19 protein-coding genes and 3 tRNA genes are annotated in these 20,568 nt (G+C 34.9%); 14 read left to right on the top strand and 8 right to left on the bottom strand.

The genetic code is table 11. The features are described from left to right. Positions 1–17: 17 nt before the first annotated feature. Positions 18–2,672, bottom strand: coding sequence for a YhgE/Pip domain-containing protein (locus KIH88_RS00175; protein ID WP_213988663.1), 2,655 nt, complete (start codon positions 2,670–2,672; stop codon positions 18–20). Positions 2,673–2,799: 127 nt separating this feature from the next. Here KIH88_RS00175 and KIH88_RS00170 point away from each other — a divergent pair, with 127 nt between their 5' ends. Continuing rightward, complete coding sequence (locus KIH88_RS00170) at positions 2,800–3,342, top strand: TetR/AcrR family transcriptional regulator (RefSeq protein WP_213988664.1); 543 nt, start codon at positions 2,800–2,802, stop codon at positions 3,340–3,342. A gap of 39 nt (positions 3,343–3,381) precedes the next feature. Here the strand turns inward: KIH88_RS00170 and KIH88_RS00165 are convergent. From KIH88_RS00165 to rlmH, 7 genes are all read right to left on the bottom strand, one after another. Continuing rightward, positions 3,382–3,455 (bottom strand) — tRNA-Asn (locus KIH88_RS00165). A 5-nt stretch (positions 3,456–3,460) separates the two neighbouring features. After that, positions 3,461–3,532 (bottom strand) — tRNA-Glu (locus KIH88_RS00160). A gap of 51 nt (positions 3,533–3,583) precedes the next feature. After that, positions 3,584–4,336: a competence system response regulator transcription factor ComE gene (comE, locus tag KIH88_RS00155; RefSeq protein WP_213988665.1), complete on the bottom strand. Its 753-nt coding sequence runs from the start codon at positions 4,334–4,336 to the stop codon at positions 3,584–3,586. Beyond that, the gene (gene comD / locus KIH88_RS00150; RefSeq protein WP_213988666.1) at positions 4,333–5,652 is read right to left on the bottom strand and encodes a competence system sensor histidine kinase ComD; all 1,320 of its coding nucleotides are present in this window, start codon (positions 5,650–5,652) and stop codon (positions 4,333–4,335) included. Before comD ends, comE begins: the two co-directional genes overlap by 4 nt. A 12-nt stretch (positions 5,653–5,664) precedes the next feature. Further along, complete coding sequence (gene comC, locus KIH88_RS00145) at positions 5,665–5,787, bottom strand: competence-stimulating peptide ComC (protein ID WP_061419362.1); 123 nt, start codon at positions 5,785–5,787, stop codon at positions 5,665–5,667. A gap of 164 nt (positions 5,788–5,951) precedes the next feature. Next, positions 5,952–6,025, bottom strand: a tRNA-Arg gene (locus KIH88_RS00140). Positions 6,026–6,068: 43 nt separating this feature from the next. Then, the gene (gene rlmH / locus KIH88_RS00135; protein WP_213988667.1) at positions 6,069–6,548 is read right to left on the bottom strand and encodes a 23S rRNA (pseudouridine(1915)-N(3))-methyltransferase RlmH; all 480 of its coding nucleotides are present in this window, start codon (positions 6,546–6,548) and stop codon (positions 6,069–6,071) included. A gap of 184 nt (positions 6,549–6,732) precedes the next feature. On the opposite strand from rlmH, the gene KIH88_RS00130 reads away from it, so the two are divergent. From KIH88_RS00130 to tilS, 13 genes are all read left to right on the top strand, one after another. Then, positions 6,733–7,923, top strand: coding sequence for a S1C family serine protease (locus KIH88_RS00130; protein WP_000681812.1), 1,191 nt, complete (start codon positions 6,733–6,735; stop codon positions 7,921–7,923). 57 nt (positions 7,924–7,980) lie between these two features. Next, positions 7,981–8,739: a ParB/RepB/Spo0J family partition protein gene (locus KIH88_RS00125; RefSeq protein ID WP_213988668.1), complete on the top strand. Its 759-nt coding sequence runs from the start codon at positions 7,981–7,983 to the stop codon at positions 8,737–8,739. Positions 8,740–8,955: 216 nt separating this feature from the next. After that, a complete protein-coding gene (gene dnaA / locus KIH88_RS00120; RefSeq protein ID WP_213988669.1) occupies positions 8,956–10,317 on the top strand; it encodes a chromosomal replication initiator protein DnaA in 1,362 nt (453 codons plus the stop codon). Positions 10,318–10,475: 158 nt separating this feature from the next. After that, complete coding sequence (gene dnaN / locus KIH88_RS00115; RefSeq protein WP_213988670.1) at positions 10,476–11,612, top strand: DNA polymerase III subunit beta; 1,137 nt, start codon at positions 10,476–10,478, stop codon at positions 11,610–11,612. A 64-nt stretch (positions 11,613–11,676) separates the two neighbouring features. Then, the gene (locus KIH88_RS00110) at positions 11,677–11,871 is read left to right on the top strand and encodes a DUF951 domain-containing protein (RefSeq protein WP_000285178.1); all 195 of its coding nucleotides are present in this window, start codon (positions 11,677–11,679) and stop codon (positions 11,869–11,871) included. 84 nt (positions 11,872–11,955) lie between these two features. Beyond that, positions 11,956–13,071 carry a redox-regulated ATPase YchF gene (gene ychF, locus KIH88_RS00105; RefSeq protein ID WP_213988671.1) on the top strand — a complete coding sequence of 372 codons (1,116 nt, stop codon included), beginning with the start codon at positions 11,956–11,958 and terminating at the stop codon, positions 13,069–13,071. A gap of 73 nt (positions 13,072–13,144) precedes the next feature. Continuing rightward, positions 13,145–13,714, top strand: coding sequence for an aminoacyl-tRNA hydrolase (gene pth, locus KIH88_RS00100; protein ID WP_084938528.1), 570 nt, complete (start codon positions 13,145–13,147; stop codon positions 13,712–13,714). Then, positions 13,715–17,218 (top strand): transcription-repair coupling factor, encoded by a 3,504-nt coding sequence (mfd, locus tag KIH88_RS00095; RefSeq protein WP_213988672.1) that lies wholly within the window; start codon positions 13,715–13,717, stop codon positions 17,216–17,218. Positions 17,219–17,275: 57 nt separating this feature from the next. Then, entirely contained in the window at positions 17,276–17,542 is a 267-nt protein-coding gene (locus tag KIH88_RS00090) for an RNA-binding S4 domain-containing protein (protein ID WP_213988673.1), read from the top strand. Continuing rightward, on the top strand, positions 17,535–17,903 hold the full coding sequence (locus tag KIH88_RS00085; RefSeq protein WP_000041924.1) for a septum formation initiator family protein: 369 nt from the start codon (positions 17,535–17,537) through the stop codon (positions 17,901–17,903). The genes KIH88_RS00090 and KIH88_RS00085 overlap by 8 nt, the downstream gene beginning before the upstream one ends. Positions 17,904–17,907: 4 nt before the next feature. Then, positions 17,908–18,030: an SP_0009 family protein gene (locus KIH88_RS00080; RefSeq protein WP_000429343.1), complete on the top strand. Its 123-nt coding sequence runs from the start codon at positions 17,908–17,910 to the stop codon at positions 18,028–18,030. Next, entirely contained in the window at positions 18,023–19,291 is a 1,269-nt protein-coding gene (locus tag KIH88_RS00075; protein ID WP_195595105.1) for a serine hydrolase, read from the top strand. The genes KIH88_RS00080 and KIH88_RS00075 overlap by 8 nt, the downstream gene beginning before the upstream one ends. Continuing rightward, positions 19,288–20,565, top strand: a complete 1,278-nt coding sequence (tilS, locus tag KIH88_RS00070; protein WP_195595103.1) for a tRNA lysidine(34) synthetase TilS — start codon at positions 19,288–19,290, stop codon at positions 20,563–20,565. The genes KIH88_RS00075 and tilS overlap by 4 nt, the downstream gene beginning before the upstream one ends. Positions 20,566–20,568 lie beyond the last annotated feature (3 nt).

The following is a 20,568-nucleotide window of genomic DNA, read 5'->3' as shown; positions in this document are numbered from 1 at the left end:
TTTCTTGGCCAATCTTTTTAATCTTCTTCCATTTTCTTAGGTTGATAAGCTAGCATACCTAAAGCAGTAAAGAAAGCTAGAGTTATAATAAGGAAAATAACTTGATGATGAATATTTCCTGTCATAGAGATTGTTTGTCGTAAGCCTGATACAGAATAACTCATTGGTAACCAAGGATTGACACCTTTGAAGAAATCATTTGTCAAAGCAAGGGGATAGGTCCCTGCACTTGATGCTAATTGTAATAAAAGTAAAATAAGAGAGAAGAAAGCTCCTATACGGCTATTCCAAGTTGTTAAAGCTGTCACCATAGACATGAAAGCTAAACTTGTGATTACAATTAGAATCAAGGTCCTCATCTCATGGTTCGCAGTCAATCCAATAAGATGGACACCTCCATAAACTAAAACACCTGCTAAGACAGCTATAATCCCATTTATTTCAGAGCGAGACTTCAACCAAGCCCAACGACTCTCTGGATGACGTCCAGAAGGCAACTTAGCAAAAATCATATTAGTAGATATAGCAGCAACAAAAAGAGCAACTGATATCATATAAGGAGCCATAGCAATCCCATTTACAGGAACTTGGTCATTGTCTGTTTTTGAGAGAACTAGAGGATCAGATAATGTTTCTGCATTTTCAGATTCTGTTGATGCTGATTTAAGTTGATTGTTAGCATTGCCTAATCCTTGCCCTAATGAATCAACTCCTGTCTGTAAATCTTCAAGACTAGAGGTTAAAGTTGTTCCACCATCTGCTAGTTTTCCAGCACCATCTGCAATTTTTGCTGCTCCATTTCCTAATTGAGAACTAGCTGAAAGCAATTGACTTGATTTATCTGTTAATTGACTTGAACCAAGCTGTATTTTATCAAGTCCTGCAATTAATTCCGGACTCTTGCTATTTAATTGGTTAGAACCAGATGATAGTTTTTCAATACCTGTTACTAATTCTGGAGTTTTCCCAGCTAGAGTATCCAAACCAGTTGTCAATTTTGAAGAGTTTTCTGTCAACTTGGTTGAGCCAGAAACCAATTGATCCAAACTTGTTGTTAAAGTTGTATTCTTTTCACTTAGTTGATTTACACCTAAAGAAATAGTATCCAGCTCTTTAGTATATTTTACAACTCCTTTTTCAATTGACTGACTTCCAGGAACTAACTGATTGTCTACAGTAGTTTGCAACTTTGTAAAACCACTTGACAAGGTTGTCAAGGAGCTAGATGCTGCAGGTAAGAGTTTATTTGCTTTCGTCTGTACATCAGATAGATTAGTTACTTGTTGTTCTGAATTCTCTATACTTTCTTTCAATCCTCCTACTGTCGTTAAAATTGTTTTTGCTGACTCAATAGTAGAATTAGAATTTTTAGAAATAGCTTCTGTCAGTTCTTTCTTCTGTTCCTCTGTGAGAGATTGATAAGTAGCTGTTGATTGAAGGTTAGCAATAGTTTTTTCTTGTTCTGTCTGACTTTTGGTCACAATATCCTGAGCAAGAGTTGTTAGATTTGGCAAAGCTTCTGATAATGTCTTTTTCAGTTGAGTATTATCTGCTACCGTAAGAGCTTGTAGTGTTTTATTCAGTTCTCCTAGACTAGTTGCCAATTGAGTAATTTGTTCATTTTGTTGAGATGAGGACTTTAATTGACTTGAAATTTCTTTAATACCAGTATTTAATTGCTCTATTCCATCTCTTAGTGTATCTGATTTATTGGATAATTGACTTGTTCCATTAGAAAGTTTTTCTACACTACTTGTATAAGCATTTACACCAACCGAAAATTGACTGAGACCTGAATTGAGTTGTGAAACTCCACCTGTATAGGTCTTTATACCTGTATTCAGCTGATTTACACCTGTCACCAACTCAGGAGTTCTTGAGGCCAATTGACCAAGTCCAGTGTCAACTTGTGAAACTGCATTTGTATAACTTTGTAAACCACTATTAAAAGTTCCTAAACCAAGATGTAATTGCTCTATGGCATATACATAGGCAGACAATCCTTTTGTAAATTGATTAGCTCCATTTGAAAAAGTTACACTTGAGTTAGCTAGAGTATTGAGATTTGTCGTCAATGTTTGACTTCCTTTTGCTAACTGATTAGTCCCATCAGCCAGTTGTTCACTTCCATCAGCTGCTTTATTTATACCAGACTTCAAATCACTCATTTTTTGAAATAGTGCCTTGGTATATGTTTCAGTTACATTCGTAGAGACGGTTTGTTTTAATTGTGTCATTGCAGAATCACTCATCTTACTTGCAATGAAGCTACGGCCACTTGAAGTTTGATAATCAATTTGCATCTGTTCAGGGTGATTTGTTAGGATCGAAGTAGCTTTTTCAGATAGATCACTTGGTAAAGTCACTACCATATAATATTCGCCATCCTCTAGCCCCTTTTTCCCCTCTTCTTCATTGACAAAATGAAAATCTAAAGCCTTATTTTCTTTTAAATTAGACACCATGTCTTTTCCTATGGCCATTGTATTTCCATTATAAGAAGCTTCCTTGTCATTATTAACAACTGCTACAGGTAACTCCGACAATTGACCATATGGATCCCACATGGATGATAAAAATATGATGTTGTATAAAGCTGGAATGAGAGAAATTCCTATCATTACAATAATGAATGTCGGTTTTTTAAAAATTGCTTTCCATTCTTTAAACATATTTCCTCCTTTTTTAAACATATTGTCTAAATTTCTGATATAATAGATTATACATTAAAAAATCTAAATTACAAGATAAAAAATATTTTTTTAGACATATAGTCTAAATTGTTCATAAGGAGAAACTATGAAAGAAAGTAACAAACGATTAAAAACAAAGAGAAATATTGAAAATGCCATGGTTCAATTATTGATGGATCAACCCTTTGATCAAATTTCTACTGTCAAGTTAGCAGAAAAAGCCGGAATTAGTCGTTCCAGCTTTTACACTCACTACAAGGATAAGTATGATATGATTGAGCACTACCAAAGTAAACTCTTTCATACCTTTGAGTATATTTTCCAAAAACATGCTCATCATAAAAAGGATGCTATTCTAGAAGTATTTGAATATTTAGAGTCTGAGCCACTCTTGGCTGCACTCTTATCTGAAAATGGTACCAAAGAAATCCAAAATTTCTTAAGAAATAAGCTTCACATTATGCATAGCACAGACCTTCAGAAGCGCTTTATAAAACTACAACTCAATCCAATTGAACTCGAATACAGTAGCATTTATCTAACAAATGCCCTATTTGGTGTTTGCCAGACGTGGATTGCTCACGGAAAAAAAGAAAGCCCGCAAGAAATGACAGACTTCCTTATGAAAATGCTAGGTGATGTCAACTAAGAACAAAAAAGAACACCATCTGGTGTTCTTTTTATCTAACTCCGCCAGTAGGACTCGAACCTACGACATCATGATTAACAGTCATGCGCTACTACCAACTGAGCTATGGCGGATAAAATAGTCCGTACGGGATTCGAACCCGTGTTACCGCCGTGAAAAGGCGGTGTCTTAACCCCTTGACCAACGGACCATCTATCTGTAGCAGATATAACCATTATATCAATTTCTTACTTATTGTCAATCACTTTTTAGATTTTTTCTCTAGAATATCTTTTAGTTTACGAACTTTCAAACGGGTAATGGGACAACGATGATCTTCATAAAAAACAACTTCTAAATTCTTTCGATCAATTTCTCTCACATTTCCCACATTTACAAGGAAAGATTTATGAGAGCAATAAAATCGCTGAGTATGTTTGTCCTTTTCCTGAATATCTGTCATAGTTCCATAAAACTCTTTGGAAAAATTCTTACCAATAATTCGTAATTTATGAGAAACACCTGTTGTTTCGATATACAGAATATCATGGTAAGGAATTTTCAAATCATTTCCCTTATAGTTGTAATCAAAATAGTCTACAACATCTTCGTTTTCAAGCAACATGCTTTTGGTATAGAAGATACTCTGCTCGATGCGTTTTTTGAACAATTCATCATTGATATCCTTATCTACAAAATCTAAAGCTGATACCTGATACTTATAAGTTAAAGTAGCGAATTCAGATCGACTGGTAATAAAAACAATAATAGCATAAGGATTGTGATGACGAATAAACTGAGCCACTTCAAATCCTTTTTTCTCAATTCCATGAATATCGATATCTAGGAAATAAAGCTGGTTTACCTCATCATTTTCAATATATTCCTTAAACTCACGAACTTTTCCTGTTGTCTTATATGAAATAGGAATATTCGATTCCTCAGAGATTTCATTCAATATTCTCTCTAGTCTCACTTGATGCTCAATAACATCTTCTAAAATTAATACTTTCATTCAAATTCTCTCTTAAATCTAATAATTTGTCTAAATGTGTTGTCTTCCATTTCTGTTTCTAAAATAATGTTGTCATACTTATCTAAGATCTCTTTGACATTATTAAGTCCTAGACCCCTGTTTCTTCCCTTGGTAGAGAAACCTAAGGCAAATAGGTCCTCTGAAGGCGTCATAGTGATTTTGCATGAATTCTGGATAACTATAACTGTTTCAAAATCCATTTTAATGACTGCAACTTCCATTTGTTTCAAGTAACTATCTGCGGCACCTTCAACAGCATTATTTAATAGAATACTCATGATGCGAACAAGATCAAGTAAATCCATTGACAATCTAGTGATGACATCTTTTACTTCCAATGTAAACTCTACATCATTATTTCGTGCATATACAATCGATTGAGCAATTAAACTTCGTAAAGCCGAATCTTCTATGTTATTTAAATCAAAGTAAGTATATTTGTCTGACCTCAATTTCTGATTTGCTTTTACTAGTACCTCGTTGTAAATCCTGTCAATTTCGTGTAAATCTCCGCTGTCAATCGCCATTTGCATGCTGACAAGCATACCTGCATAGTCATGACGAAAACCTCGAATCTCATTATACAAACCCACAATCTCATCTGTATAAGTTTGTAAATACTTTTGTTCAAATTTCTTCTGCTTTAGGGCAATCTCTTTTTCAATTTGAACCTTATAAGAATTCATTGCAAAGAAAACTAATAGCAGACAGATAAAAACAATGGTTGATAAAATACTTCCGAAGCTATTTAAATGATGAGTTGTACTTACTATATCTGAAATAAACAATAAGATATGCAAACCAAAGAAAGCAACTGTTACTTTTTTTAAAAAAGGGTACAGATAATCTTTATCAAAATATTTTATTTCCAAATGAAAATAACGAATTGTTTTTAAAATAACAAAATAAGTCAACAACAATACTACTAGAAAGAATATACTTTCATAGTGTAATGCAAGCTCATCACCTGTTATCGAGGATAGGGTTACAGCTATAAAAGTATGAGTACTGTGATATAAGAGAGAAAGCAGGAAACTTAGGAATACTCCCCTATACTTATCAAACTTTTTAAACCATATAAAATAAGCGTATAAAATAAATGGATATAAAAATTTTTCAATCCCTAGTCCACTTAAATATATAGAATAGAAGAAAAATTCAACTACAAATTCTACTATTACTGTATAAAAAATAAAGAAGTATTGTTCTTTTCTAATTGTATTACAAATCAAATTATAACTTTTACTAGTAATAAAAATATGTAATATAACGCTTATTATTGCGAAAAAATCCATTCTTTTCTCCCTTTACTTTCTTTTAAAAAAATAAAATAAAAAATTATTTTCCTTTCTAATTTCTCCACCTCGAATTTCTTGCAATTCTGCCTCTGTTACCTCTTTAAATTGTTCCAATTTTTCTGTATTTTTCATAATGAAATCTCCTGTATTATTTTTTCTTGTAAGTTAACTTACACACCTATTATACAAAATGAAGACCATATAAGAAAAAATTCTTCCCAACTGTACATTTTTGCACCTGAAACGCACTTTTTTAAGAAAAAAGCTGGGATTCATCCCAGCTTCGCATCTAAAATTGATCCCAGCAGGATTCGAACCTGCGACCGTTCGCTTAGAAGGCGAATGCTCTATCCAGCTGAGCTATGAGACCTAACATGACCATTCTATCAAAAAACAAGAGCTAAGTCAATCTTCTATTTGTGGTAAGGAGAACCCTGCTGAATTGTAAAAGCACGATAAACTTGTTCAACTAAAACCAATCTCATTAACTGATGTGGTAATGTCAGACGTCCAAAACTGACAAAAAGATTGGCCCTATTTTTTACAATAGGAGCTAGACCCAAACTTCCTCCAATGATAAAAGTAAGAGTTGAGTATCCTTTGATAGAAGCTTGCTCTAATTGTTTACTAAATTCCTCTGAGGAGAAAGTTTTTCCTTCAATTGCTAGTACAACGGCAAAGTCTCTTTCTCCAACCTTAGAAAGAATTCTTTCACCTTCTGTTTCCAAGATTTTTTGATTTTCTGATTCACTGGCTTTGTCAGGTGTTTTCTCATCAGCTAGCTCAATCATTTCTAATTTGGCGAAACGTGAAATTCGTTTGGTATATTCAGCAATACCATCTTTAAGGTACTTTTCTTTTAATTTTCCTACTGTTACAATCTTTATTTTCATTCTTCTATTTTATCATATCCACACTTCATTTCACATCTTATACACATAAAAACTATCTAAAATAGCAAGTAAATTCACAAAATAAAGTGAGTTATCCACAACTTGTGTAAAACTTTAAGCTTTTAAGTTTGGATTAAGTTAATAGGTTTATAATCTTGACAAATAATAACAAACGGAGGCGTTTATGAAACACTTACAAAAATTTTACAAAAAAGGAGTTACTTTTCTTGTAATTATTCTAATAGGATTTTTGAGTGGTGCACTAGGAAGTTTTGTAACATTACAACTTTATCAAAAACAAGGAAATCAAGCTACAAATAATAATTCTGGCACTGTAACTCAAACATCATACAAGAATGAAAACTCAACTACTCAAGCAGTGAATAAAATTAAGGATGCTGTTGTATCAGTCATTACTTATTCTGCTAATAAACAAAGTAGTGTATTTGGAACGGAAGAATCAAATTCTGATACGGATAATCAACAGATTGCAAGTGAAGGATCAGGTGTCATCTATAAAAAGAACGAAAATGATGCTTATATTGTAACAAATACTCACGTTATTAACGGAGCTTCAAAAGTCGATATCCGTTTAGCTGATGGTACAAAAGTCCCTGGTGAAATTATTGGATCGGATACCTTCTCTGATATTGCTGTCGTAAAAATTTCTTCAGAAAAAGTTACAACAGTGGCAGAATTTGGTGATTCAAGCCAACTTAATGTTGGAGAAACAGCGATTGCTATTGGTAGTCCGTTAGGTTCAGAATATGCTAATACAGTTACACAGGGAATCATCTCAAGTCTTAATCGAAATGTTTCTCTAAAATCTGAAGATGGTCAAGCTATTTCAACAAAAGCCATTCAAACAGATACGGCCATTAACCCTGGTAACTCTGGTGGTCCGCTTGTAAATATTCAAGGACAAGTAATTGGTATTACATCAAGTAAGATTGCAAGTAATGGTGGAACATCTGTAGAAGGTCTTGGTTTTGCAATTCCTTCAAACGATGTACAAAATATCATTAAACAGCTTGAAAGTGATGGTAAAGTGACTCGTCCTGCTCTTGGAATCCAAATGGTCAATCTGTCCAACGTTGGAGCTAATGATCTTAGAAAACTAAACATTCCAAGTGGCCTCACCTCAGGTGTAGTTGTTCGATCTGTTCAAAGTAACATGCCTGCAAATGGACATCTTCAAAAATACGATGTCATTACTAAAGTTGATGACAAAGAGATTACTTCATCAACAGACTTACAACATGCTCTTTACAACCATGCTATTGGAGACACTATAAAAATAACCTACTACCGTAATGGTAAAGAGGAAACAACCTCTATAAAACTAGATAAGAATTCTGGTGATTTGGAACGTTAATTGACATCAGTGTAAAGAAAACTTTACAGAAAGTAAAAGATATGTTAGTGTAGAATCATGGAAAAATTTGAAATGATTTCTATCTCTGAAATACAAAAAAATCCTTACCAACCTCGGAAAGAATTTGATGTAGAAAAATTAAAGGAATTGGCTCAGTCAATCAAAGAAAATGGGCTCATCCAACCAATCATCGTTCGTCAATCTCCTGTAATTGGTTATGAAATCCTTGCAGGAGAGAGACGATATCGAGCTTCTCTCTTGGCTGGTCTGACCTCTATCCCAGCCGTTGTAAAGCACCTCTCAGATCAGGAAATGATGATTCAGTCTATCATTGAGAATTTGCAGAGAGAAAATTTAAATCCTGTTGAAGAAGCACGCGCCTACGAATCTTTAGTAGAAAAAGGATTTACTCACACTGAGATAGCGGATAAAATGGGGAAATCTCGTCCTTATATCACTAATTTTATTCGTTTACTTTCCCTACCAGAATATATCTTAACTGAAGTAGAAAATGGAAAAATTTCTCAAGCGCATGCACGTTCCCTAGTTAGTTTGGACAAAGAGCAGCAAGACTATTTCTTCCAACTAATCAAAAATGAAGACATCTCTGTGAGAAGGTTGGAAGCACTTCTTACAGAAAAAAAACAAAAGAAGCAGAAAAAAAGCGATTCTTTCATCAAAGATGAAGAAGATAAATTAAAAAAACTACTAGGTTTAAGTGTAGAAATTAAACTTTCTAAAAAAGATACTGGAAAGATTGTCATCTCTTTTTCAAGTCAAGAAGAATACGATAGAATTATTAACAGCCTAAAATAAGGCTGTTCTTTTATTTTCTTAACCCACAAATTTATCCACTAATTTTTTTATCAAAAACCCTATTGAATCAAAAAAATAGCTATTTATCCCCAGCTTGTGGATAAATACTACTAACATTGTGGATTCTTTTCCACAATCTGTGGAAAAATCCTACTATCTATGGTAAAATAAGTCTAGCACTAAACTACTAAAATCATAGCAAAGGAGGAAAAATAGTTGAAAGAAAAGCAATTTTGGAATCGTATTTTAGAATTTGCTCAAGAAAGATTGACTCGATCTATGTATGATTTCTATGCTACACCTGCTGAACTCATCAAAGTAGAAGAAAATACAGCTACTATATTTCTACCGAGATCAGAGATGGAAATGGTGTGGGAAAAGCAATTAAAAGATATTATCATTGCTGCTGGTTTTGAAATTTATGATTCTGAAATCAAATCTCACTATATTTTCACTAAACCTCAGAGTACAGAGTCTCCTCAAGTAAATGATACGAATAGCGTCTCTACTTACAGTTACACACCTACACTACCAACGATTCCATATTCTGAAACAGGATTAAAAGAAAAATATACCTTTGATAACTTTATTCAAGGTGATGGGAATGTTTGGGCGGTATCTGCTGCGTTAGCTGTATCAGAAGACTTAGCTCTAACCTATAATCCTCTTTTCATCTATGGAGGACCTGGTCTTGGAAAGACTCACTTGCTCAATGCGATTGGAAATGAGATTTTGAAAAATATTCCTGATGCGCGTGTCAAGTACATTCCTGCCGAAAGCTTTATCAATGACTTTCTTGAACACTTGCGACTTGGGGAAATGGAAAAGTTCAAAAAAACTTACCGTAGCCTTGATCTCTTGTTGATCGATGATATCCAATCTCTCAGTGGCAAAAAAGTCGCGACCCAGGAAGAATTTTTCAATACCTTCAATGCTCTTCATGATAAGCAGAAACAGATTGTCCTAACCAGTGATCGTAGTCCTAAACACCTAGAAGGCCTTGAGGAAAGACTTGTCACGCGCTTTAGCTGGGGATTGACGCAAAATATCACTCCTCCTGACTTTGAGACACGTATTGCCATTCTTCAAAGTAAAACAGAGCATTTGGATTACCATTTCCAAAGTGATACTCTGGAATACTTGGCTGGCCAATTTGATTCAAATGTTCGAGAATTAGAAGGAGCAATCAACGATATCACTTTAATTGCCAGAGTAAAGAAAATTAAGGATATCACTATTGATATTGCTGCGGAAGCTATTAGAGCACGTAAACAAGACGCCCGCCAGATACTTGTTATTCCAATTGAGAAAATCCAAACTGAAGTTGGTAATTTTTATGGAGTGAGCGTCAAAGAAATGAAAGGGACGAGACGAGTTCAAAACATCGTTTTGGCACGTCAGGTTGCCATGTACCTCGCTAGAGAACTGACAGATAACAGTCTTCCAAAAATCGGAAAAGAATTTGGCGGAAAGGATCACACCACCGTTATTCATGCCCATGCCAAAATTAAATCACTGATTGACGAAGACGATAATTTACGTTTAGAAGTAGAAGCAATCAAAAAGAAAATCAAATAGCTTGTGGATAAGTTTTCCTTTCTTATCTTTTTTATCCACATTTTTTAAACAAGCTCCAAAGCTTGAATTTACTAAACAACACCCAGTTTTCCACAGAATTCACAGACTCTATTATTACTATTAACTTTCTAATACTAAAAATAAATAAAGGAGAATCCATGATTCATTTTTCAATTAATAAAAATTTATTTCTACAAGCCTTAAATACCACAAAAAGAGCAATAAGCTCTAAAAATGCTATTCCAATTTTATCAACAATCAAAATTGACGTTACCAATGAAGGAATTACTTTAATTGGATCAAATGGGCAAATCTCCATTGAAAATTTCATTTCTCAAAAGAATGAAGATGCTGGTCTTTTGATTACTTCATTAGGTTCGATTCTTCTTGAAGCCTCTTTCTTTATCAATGTTGTATCCAGTCTTCCAGATGTAACGCTAGATTTCAAAGAGATTGAACAAAAACAAATTGTCTTAACCAGTGGCAAATCAGAAATTACTCTAAAAGGAAAAGATAGCGAACAGTACCCACGAATCCAAGAAATTTCTGCAAGCACACCTTTGGTTCTTGAAACCAAACTACTCAAGAAAATTATCAATGAAACAGCATTTGCTGCAAGTACGCAAGAAAGTCGTCCAATCTTAACAGGTGTTCATTTTGTATTGAGCCAACACAAGGAACTAAAAACAGTTGCGACAGACTCACACCGTCTTAGCCAGAAGAAATTGACTCTTGAAAAAAATTGTGATGATTTCGATGTAGTAATTCCTAGTCGTTCTCTACGCGAATTTTCAGCGGTATTTACAGATGATATTGAAACTGTAGAGATTTTCTTTGCAAATAATCAAATCCTCTTTAGAAGCGAAAATATTAGCTTCTACACTCGTCTCCTAGAAGGTAATTATCCTGATACAGATCGTTTGATTCCAACAGACTTTAATACTACAATTACTTTTGATGTGGTTAATTTGCGTCAATCTATGGAGCGTGCTCGTCTCTTATCAAGTGCGACTCAAAATGGTACTGTGAAGCTTGAAATTAAAGGTGGAGTTGTTAGCGCCCATGTTCACTCTCCAGAAGTTGGTAAAGTAAACGAAGAAATCGATACGGAGCAGGTGACTGGGGATGATTTAACTATTAGTTTTAACCCAACTTACTTGATTGATTCCCTCAAGGCTTTAAATAGCGAAAAGGTAACTATTAGCTTTATCTCAGCTGTTCGTCCATTTACTCTTGTGCCAGCAGATACTGACGAAGATTTCATGCAGCTGATTACACCCGTTCGTACAAATTAAGTAAAAGAGGTTGAGCCTGGCTCGCCTCTTTTATGATATAATCGAAAAAGAAAAGGAGAATAGTATGTATCAAGTTGGAAATTTTGTTGAGATGAAAAAGCCTCATGCTTGCATAATCAAATCAACAGGAAAAAAAGCTAATCGTTGGGAAATCACTCGTGTAGGGGCAGATATCAAAATCAAATGTAGCAATTGTGACCACCTTGTCATGATGAGTCGCTATGATTTTGAACGAAAAATGAATAAGATTATTGACTAAGAACCCTTAGTTAGAGGGTTAGCAAGTTTTCCCTTTTTGTGTTATAATGTTAGGGATTGAAATGAGAACGGAGAATGAGAAACTATGGCTTTAACAGCAGGTATCGTTGGTTTGCCAAACGTTGGTAAATCAACCCTTTTTAATGCAATTACAAAAGCAGGAGCAGAGGCGGCAAACTACCCATTTGCGACTATTGATCCAAATGTTGGGATGGTAGAAGTTCCAGATGAACGCCTACAAAAGCTAACGGAAATGATTACTCCTAAAAAGACAGTTCCAACAACCTTTGAATTTACAGATATTGCAGGGATTGTAAAAGGAGCATCAAAAGGAGAAGGTTTAGGAAATAAATTCTTGGCCAATATCCGTGAAGTAGACGCGATTGTTCACGTAGTTCGTGCTTTTGATGATGAAAATGTTATGCGTGAGCAAGGACGTGAAGACGCCTTTGTGGATCCACTTGCAGATATTGATACCATTAACCTGGAGTTGATTCTTGCTGACTTAGAATCAGTTAATAAACGCTATGCGCGTGTAGAAAAGATGGCACGTATGCAAAAAGATAAAGAATCAGTAGCGGAGTTTAACGTTCTTCAAAAAATTAAACCAGTCCTTGAAGATGGAAAATCAGCTCGTACCATTGAATTCACAGATGAGGAACAAAAGGTTGTCAAAGGTCTCTTCCTTTTAACCACTAAACCAGTTCTTTATGTTGCCAATGTGGATGAGGATGTAGTTTCAGATCCAGATTCTATCGATTATGTGAAGCAAATTCGTGAATTCGCAGCGACAGAAAATGCTGAAGTGGTAGTTATTTCTGCGCGTGCTGAAGAAGAAATTTCTGAGTTAGACGATGAAGATAAGCAAGAATTTCTTGAAGCACTTGGCTTGACAGAATCAGGCGTTGATAAATTGACTCGAGCTGCTTACCATCTACTAGGACTCGGAACTTACTTTACAGCTGGTGAAAAAGAAGTCCGTGCTTGGACCTTTAAGCGAGGGATGAAAGCTCCTCAAGCAGCTGGTATTATCCACTCAGACTTTGAAAAAGGCTTTATTCGTGCAGTAACCATGTCATATGAGGATCTAGTGAAATACGGATCTGAAAAGGCTGTAAAAGAAGCTGGACGCTTACGTGAAGAAGGAAAAGAATATATCGTTCAAGATGGCGATATCATGGAATTCCGCTTTAATGTTTAATAACATTTAATAAATAGTGTCAATTAGGTTGGAAAAAAAATTCCAACCCTTTTGGCTTTTGAAAGGAAAATAAATGACTAAATTACTTGTTGGATTAGGAAATCCAGGGGATAAATATTTTGAAACAAAGCACAATGTTGGTTTTATGTTGATTGACCAATTAGCTAAAAAACAAAATGTCACCTTTACACATGATAAGATATTTCAAGCTGACCTAGCATCTTTTTTTCTTAATGGTGAAAAAATTTATCTTGTCAAACCAACGACGTTTATGAATGAAAGCGGGAAAGCTGTTCATGCTTTATTGACTTACTATGGTTTGGATATTGAAGATTTACTCGTTATTTACGACGACCTTGACATGGAAGTTGGAAAAATTCGTTTAAGAGCAAAGGGCTCAGCAGGTGGTCATAATGGCATCAAGTCTATTATTCAACATATAGGGACTCAGATCTTTAATCGTGTTAAGATCGGAATCGGAAGACCTAAAAATGGAATGTCAGTTGTTCACCATGTTTTAAGTAAGTTTGATCAGGATGACTATGTAGGTATTTTACAGTCAATTGACAAGGTTGACGATGCTGTAAATTACTATTTGCAAGAAAAAAACTTTGAGAAAACAATGCAGAGGTATAATGGCTAAATGGTAACTTTATTAGATTTATTCTCAGAAAATGATCAGATAAAAAAATGGCATCAAAATCTGATAGATAAGAAAAGACAACTAATACTTGGTTTATCAACGTCTACTAAGGCTCTTGCAATTGCAAGCAGTCTAGAGAAAGAAAATAAGATTGTGTTACTGATTTCAACTTATGGAGAAGCAGAACGAATTATCAGTGATCTTCTTTCTCTCTTAGGAGAGGAACTTGTCCATCCTTTTTTGGTAGATGACTCTCCTATGGTAGAGTTTTTGATGTCTTCACAAGAAAAAATCATTTCGCGGGTTGAGGCCTTGCGTTTTTTGAGTGATCCGTCTAAGAAAGGGATTTTAGTTTGTAATATCGCAGCGAGTCGGTTGATTTTACCCTCTCCGACTAGATTTAAAGAAAGTATTATAAGGATTGCAGTTGGAGAAGAATATGACCAACACGAGCTACTTCACCAGTTAAAGGAAATTGGCTATCGAAAAGTTACTCAAGTACAGACACAAGGTGAGTTTAGTATTCGAGGAGATATTTTAGATATTTTTGAGATGTCTCAGTTAGAACCTTTCCGAATCGAGTTTTTTGGCGATGAAGTAGATGGTATTCGTACTTTTGAAGTCGAAACACAATTATCAAAAGAAAATCAGACAGAACTTACTATCTTTCCAGCTAGTGATATGCTTTTGAGAGAAAAGGATTATCAACTAGGACAGTCAGCTTTAGAAAAGCAAATTTCGAAGACTCTATCACCAATTTTGAAATCCTATCTAGAAGAGATTTTGTCAAGTTTTCATCAAAAACAAGTACATTCAGATAGTCGAAAGTTTTTATCTTTATGTTTCGATAAAACATGGACTATATTTGATTATATTGAAAAAGATACACCAGTGTTTTTTGATGATTACCAAAAATTGATGAATCAGTATGAAGCCTTTGAAAGAGAATTAGCACAATACTTTACAGAAGATTTACAGAATGGTAAATCATTTTCTGAGATGCAGTATTTTGCAGATACAGAGCAAGCCTATAAAAAACAAAGTCCAGTTACCTTTTTCTCCAATCTGCAAAAGGGTTTAGGAAATCTCAAGTTTGACCACATTTATCAATTTAATCAATACCCTATGCAGGAGTTTTTCAATCAATTTTCTTTTCTTAAAGAAGAAATTGAGCGATATAAAAAAATGGACTACACCATTGTTTTGCAGTCTAGCAATTCAATGGGAAGTAAAACATTGGAGGATGTTTTAGAGGAATACAAGATTAAATTGGATTTCAGAGATAAGTCAAGTATCTGTAAAAAATCTGTAAACTTAATTGAGGGTAACCTAAGACATGGTTTTCATTTTGTAGATGAAAAAATTCTCTTGATTACTGAACATGAGATTTTTCAAAAGAAATTAAAACGTCGTTTTCGAAGACAACATACGTCAAATGCAGAGCGATTAAAAGATTATAATGAACTTGAAAAAGGGGACTACGTTGTTCACCATATCCATGGAATTGGTCAATATCTAGGGATTGAAACCATTGAAATCAAAGGAATTCACCGTGATTATGTTAGTGTACAGTATCAAAATGGTGACCAAATCTCCATCCCAGTAGAGCAGATTCAGTTACTGTCTAAATATGTTTCAAGTGATGGGAAACCTCCTAAACTTAATAAATTAAATGACGGTCATTTCAAAAAGGCCAAGCAAAAAGTTAAGAACCAGGTAGAGGATATAGCTGACGATTTAATCAAACTGTATTCTGAGCGTAGTCAGTTGAAGGGTTTTGCTTTCTCAGCTGATGATGAAGATCAACAGGCTTTTGATGATGCCTTCCCTTATGTTGAAACGGATGATCAACTTCGTAGTATTGAGGAAATTAAGAGAGATATGCAGGATTCTCATCCCATGGATCGACTTTTAGTTGGGGATGTTGGTTTTGGGAAGACTGAAGTTGCAATGCGTGCTGCCTTTAAGGCGGTCAATGATCACAAACAGGTGGTCGTTCTAGTTCCGACGACGGTTTTAGCACAACAGCACTATACGAATTTTAAGGAACGATTCCAAAATTTTGCTGTTAATATTGATGTTTTGAGTCGCTTTAGAAGTAAAAAAGAGCAGGCAGAGACACTTGAAAAATTAAAGAATGGTCAAGTTGATATTTTGATTGGAACGCATCGTGTTTTGTCAAAAGATGTTGTGTTTGCTGATTTGGGCTTGATGATTATTGATGAGGAACAGCGATTCGGTGTTAAGCATAAGGAAACTTTGAAAGAACTAAAAAAACAAGTAGATGTTCTAACCTTGACAGCAACACCAATCCCTCGTACTCTCCACATGTCTATGCTAGGAATCCGAGATTTGTCTGTTATTGAAACACCTCCGACCAATCGTTATCCAGTGCAAACCTATGTATTGGAGAAGAATCCTAGTGTCATTCGTGATGCTGTCTTGCGTGAAATGGAGCGTGGAGGTCAAGTTTACTATCTTTACAACAAAGTTGACACTATTGATCGGAAGGTTTCAGAATTACAGGAGTTGATTCCAGAAGCTTCGATTGGGTTTGTTCATGGACAAATGAGTGAAATTCAGTTAGAAAACACTCTATTGGATTTTATTGAAGGCCAATATGATATTTTGGTGACAACTACCATAATTGAAACAGGCGTTGACATTCCAAACGCCAATACCTTATTTATTGAAAATGCAGACCATATGGGTTTATCAACCTTGTATCAATTAAGAGGAAGAGTTGGTCGGAGCAATCGCATTGCCTATGCCTATCTCATGTATCGTCCAGAAAAATCAATTAGTGAAGTCTCTGAGAAGAGATTAGAAGCGATTAAGGGATTTACAGAATTAGGCTCAGGATTTAAGATTGCGATGCGAGATCTTTCGATTCGTGGAGCAGGAAATCTCCTAGGAAAATCCCAATCAGGTTTCATTGATTCTGTTGGTTTTGAATTGTATTCTCAGTTACTAGAGGAAGCTATCGCTAAACGGAACGGTAATGGGAATAAAAGAATCAAAGGAAATGCTGAGTTGATTTTACAAATCGACGCCTATCTTCCTGACACTTATATTTCTGACCAACGACATAAGATTGAAATTTACAAGAAAATTCGTCAAATTGACAATCGTGTCAACTATGAAGAACTACAAGAAGAATTGATGGATCGCTTTGGAGAATACCCAGATGTAGTAGCCTACCTTTTAGAGATTGGTTTGGTTAAGTCATATTTGGACAAGGTCTTTGTAGAACGTGTGGAAAGAAAAGATAACAAGATTACAGTTCAATTTGAAAAAGTCACTCAACGACTATTCTTGGCTCAAGATTATTTTAAAGCTTTATCCGCAACGAACTTAAAAGCAGCCATAGCTGAGAATAAGGGATTAATGGAAGTTGTATTCGATGTCCGAAACAAGAAGGATTATGAAATTTTAGAAGGTTTGCTGATTTTTGGAGAAAGTTTATTAGAGATAAAAGAATCAAAGGAAGCAAATCCCATTTAACATTTTTCTTCTATAAAAAGGATAAAAATGGTACAATAATAATTTGAGGTAATAAAAATGAGATTAGACAAGTATTTAAAAGTATCACGAATTATTAAGCGCCGCACAGTCGCAAAAGAAGTAGCAGATAAAGGTAGAATCAAGGTGAATGGAATCTTGGCCAAAAGTTCAACGGATTTGAAAGTTGATGACCAAGTTGAAATTCGCTTTGGAAATAAGTTGTTGCTTGTAAAAGTACTGGAGATGAAAGATAGTACAAAAAAAGAAGATGCAGCAGGCATGTATGAAATTATCAGTGGAACACGGGTAGAAGAAAATGTCTAAAAATATTGTACAGATGAATAATTCTTTTATTCAAAATGAACACCAACGTCGTCGTTACCTGATGAAGGAGAGACAAAAGAGGAATCGCTTTATGGGTTGGGTTCTGATTTTGATGATTTTATTGTTTATTTTACCAACCTATAATCTGGCCCAAAGCTATAATCAGTTACTGCAACGTCGTCAGCAATTGACAGAGTTGAAAGAGCAGTATCAAACTCTCAGTGATGAAAAGGACAAGGAATCCGCTTTTGCTGCAAAGTTGAAAGATGAAGACTATGTAGCAAAATATGCACGCGCCAAGTACTATTACTCAAAGAAACGAGAAGCAATTTACACAATTCCTGATTTGCTTCCGAGGTAATGTCATGGAAAATTTATTGGAAGTTGTTGAGCAATTTTTAAGTTTATCAGATGAAAAATTAGAGGAATTGGCAGCTAAAAACCATTTATTACGATTACAAGAAGAAAGGGAAGAGAAGAATGCGTAAGTTCTTAGTAGTTTTATTGCTACCTGCTTTTATCATAACCTCAAGAGTAGTTAGCACAGAAAAACAGCTTCCTTACTCTTCGCAAGAAATTTATTATCTAACCGAGTCTGACTATGGATTCTACTATAAAGAAACTTTGAAAACCCCAATGGTATATGGAGAAACAACTGTCTATGCTAATGAGGACCTTGTCAAGGAATCTGGTAAATTAACTCCTGAAACTTCCTTTAAAATAGTAGAATGGCGTTTAAATAGACAAGGCGTTCCTGTTTTTAAATTAGACAATCATCAGTTTATCGTTGCAGATAAGCGTTTAGTCTATGACCAAAGTCAAGTTCAAACTCAAAATAAACAAGCATGGTTAGAGCCAGAGTTTGTTATCTATAACAGCCCCTATGATGCGAAAGAAATTTCTTCATCTCTCTCTCCCTATCAACTTGTAACGGTGGATAGAACCCTCTTTGCTGAGGGACAAGAATTTCTTCATATTGATCAAGTTGGTTGGGTATCAAAAAATTTCGTCTCAGAAGAGGACAATCGTATCCAGAAGGTTCAAGAAGTTTTATCAAGCAACTATCAGAACGAAAATTATTCTATTTATGTTAAACAACTGACTACGGGTAAAGAGGCTGGGGTGAATGAAGACAGCAAACTCTATGCAGCTAGCATATTGAAACTAGCCTACCTTTATTATGCTCAAGATAAGATAAATCAAGGGGAATATACGCTAGACAGTAGCTTCAAGTATATCCCAGAAGTAAATAGTTTCCCTGGTTCCTATAAACCAGAAGGTAGTGGTAGTTTACCTAAAAAAGAAGACAACAAAGATTACAGTCTCCAACAGTTAATTACCAAGGTGACAAAAGAGTCTGATAATGTTGCTCATAATATTTTAGGTTATTACGTAACCAATCAATCAGACGGGGTTTTTAAAGAAAAAATGTCAGCTATTATGGGTGAAGATTGGGATGTGAATGACAAATTGACTTCTTCAAAAATGGCGGGAAAACTTATGGAAGCTATTTATAATCAGAATGGTTTTGTCCTAGAGTCTCTAGGTAAGACTGATTTTGACAACCAACGAATCGCAAAAGGTGTTTCGGTTAAGGTAGCTCATAAAATTGGAGATGCCGACGAGTTTAAACATGACACTGCCATTGTCTATACGGATTCTCCTTTCGTTCTTTCCATTTTCACCAAAAATTCTGATTATGACACTATTGCTAAGATAGCTAAGGATGTCTATGAGGTTCTAAAATGAGGGACCAGGATTTTTTAAATCATTTTCTCCGAAAAGAGTATTTCAAAAAACATTCTAAAGTTGTGTTGGCTCTGTCTGGTGGACTAGATTCGATGTTTTTATACCATCTATTGTCTACTTACCAAAAAGAGTTGGAAATTGAGTTGATTTTAGCACATGTCAATCACAAGCAGAGAAGTGAGTCTGACTGGGAGGAAAATGAACTAAGGAAGTTAGCTGATGCAGCTGAACTTCCTATTTATATCACAAGCTTTTCAGGAGACTTTTCAGAAGCGTGTGCTCGAGAGTTTCGTTATGATTTTTTTAGGAAAATCATGAAAGAGGTTGGAGCAACTGCCTTGGCCACTGCCCACCATGCAGATGATCAGGTTGAAACGATTTTGATGCGCTTGATTCGAGGAAGTCGGCTACGTCATTTAACAGGAATAAAAGAAAGTCAAGTAGTTGATGATATTGAAATCATCCGTCCCTTATTGCCTTTTCATAAAAAGGATTTTTCACCAATTTTTCATTTCGAAGATCAAACAAATCAGGAAAATACCTATTTTCGCAATCGCATTCGAAATAGGTATTTACCAGAACTTGAAAAAGAAAACCCTCGTCTTAAATCCGCTCTTTTAGATTTAGGAAGGGAAATTTCAGATTACCAAGTAACAATAACGGAGCTTTCGAAACAAATTGATGTGGAAGATTTGAATGAGCTATTTTCATACTCTCAACAAACTCAAGGAATCTTGCTCCAGAATTATCTTAATCAATTTCCAGACTTAAATCTGACAAAGGCTCAGTTTGCCGAAGTTAGACAGATTTTAGCAACGAAAAGCCAGTATCGTCACTCTCTTAAAAATGGTTACGAACTGATAAAAGAGTATCAACAGTTTCAAATTTGTAAAATCAGTCCTCAGGCCGATGAAAAGGAAGATGAACTTGTGTTACACTATCAAAATCAAGTTCGATATATGGGTTATTTAGTTTCTTTTGGTATCCCTGTTGAAGGGGATTCTGTTCAAAAAGTAATGGTTTCACGGGAAACACCGGTACATATTAGGTGTCGAAAACCTGGCGATGTTCTTGTCCTGAATGGTCATCGAAAGAAACTGAGACGTCTATTTATAGATTTGAAAATCCCTATTGAAAAACGAAAAACAACCCCTATTATTGAGCAATTTGGAGAAATTGTCTCAATTTTAGGAATTGCGACCAGTGATTTGAGTAAAAACACGAAAAATGATATAATGAACACTGTAATTTATATAGAAAAAATAGATAGGTAAAAA

The sequence above is a fragment of the Streptococcus oralis genome (assembly GCF_018448765.2).
Lineage (GTDB): Bacteria > Bacillota > Bacilli > Lactobacillales > Streptococcaceae > Streptococcus > Streptococcus oralis_BM.
The sequence above is the reverse complement of the archived record's forward strand: the minus strand, read 5'-3'. Positions and strand labels throughout refer to the sequence as shown.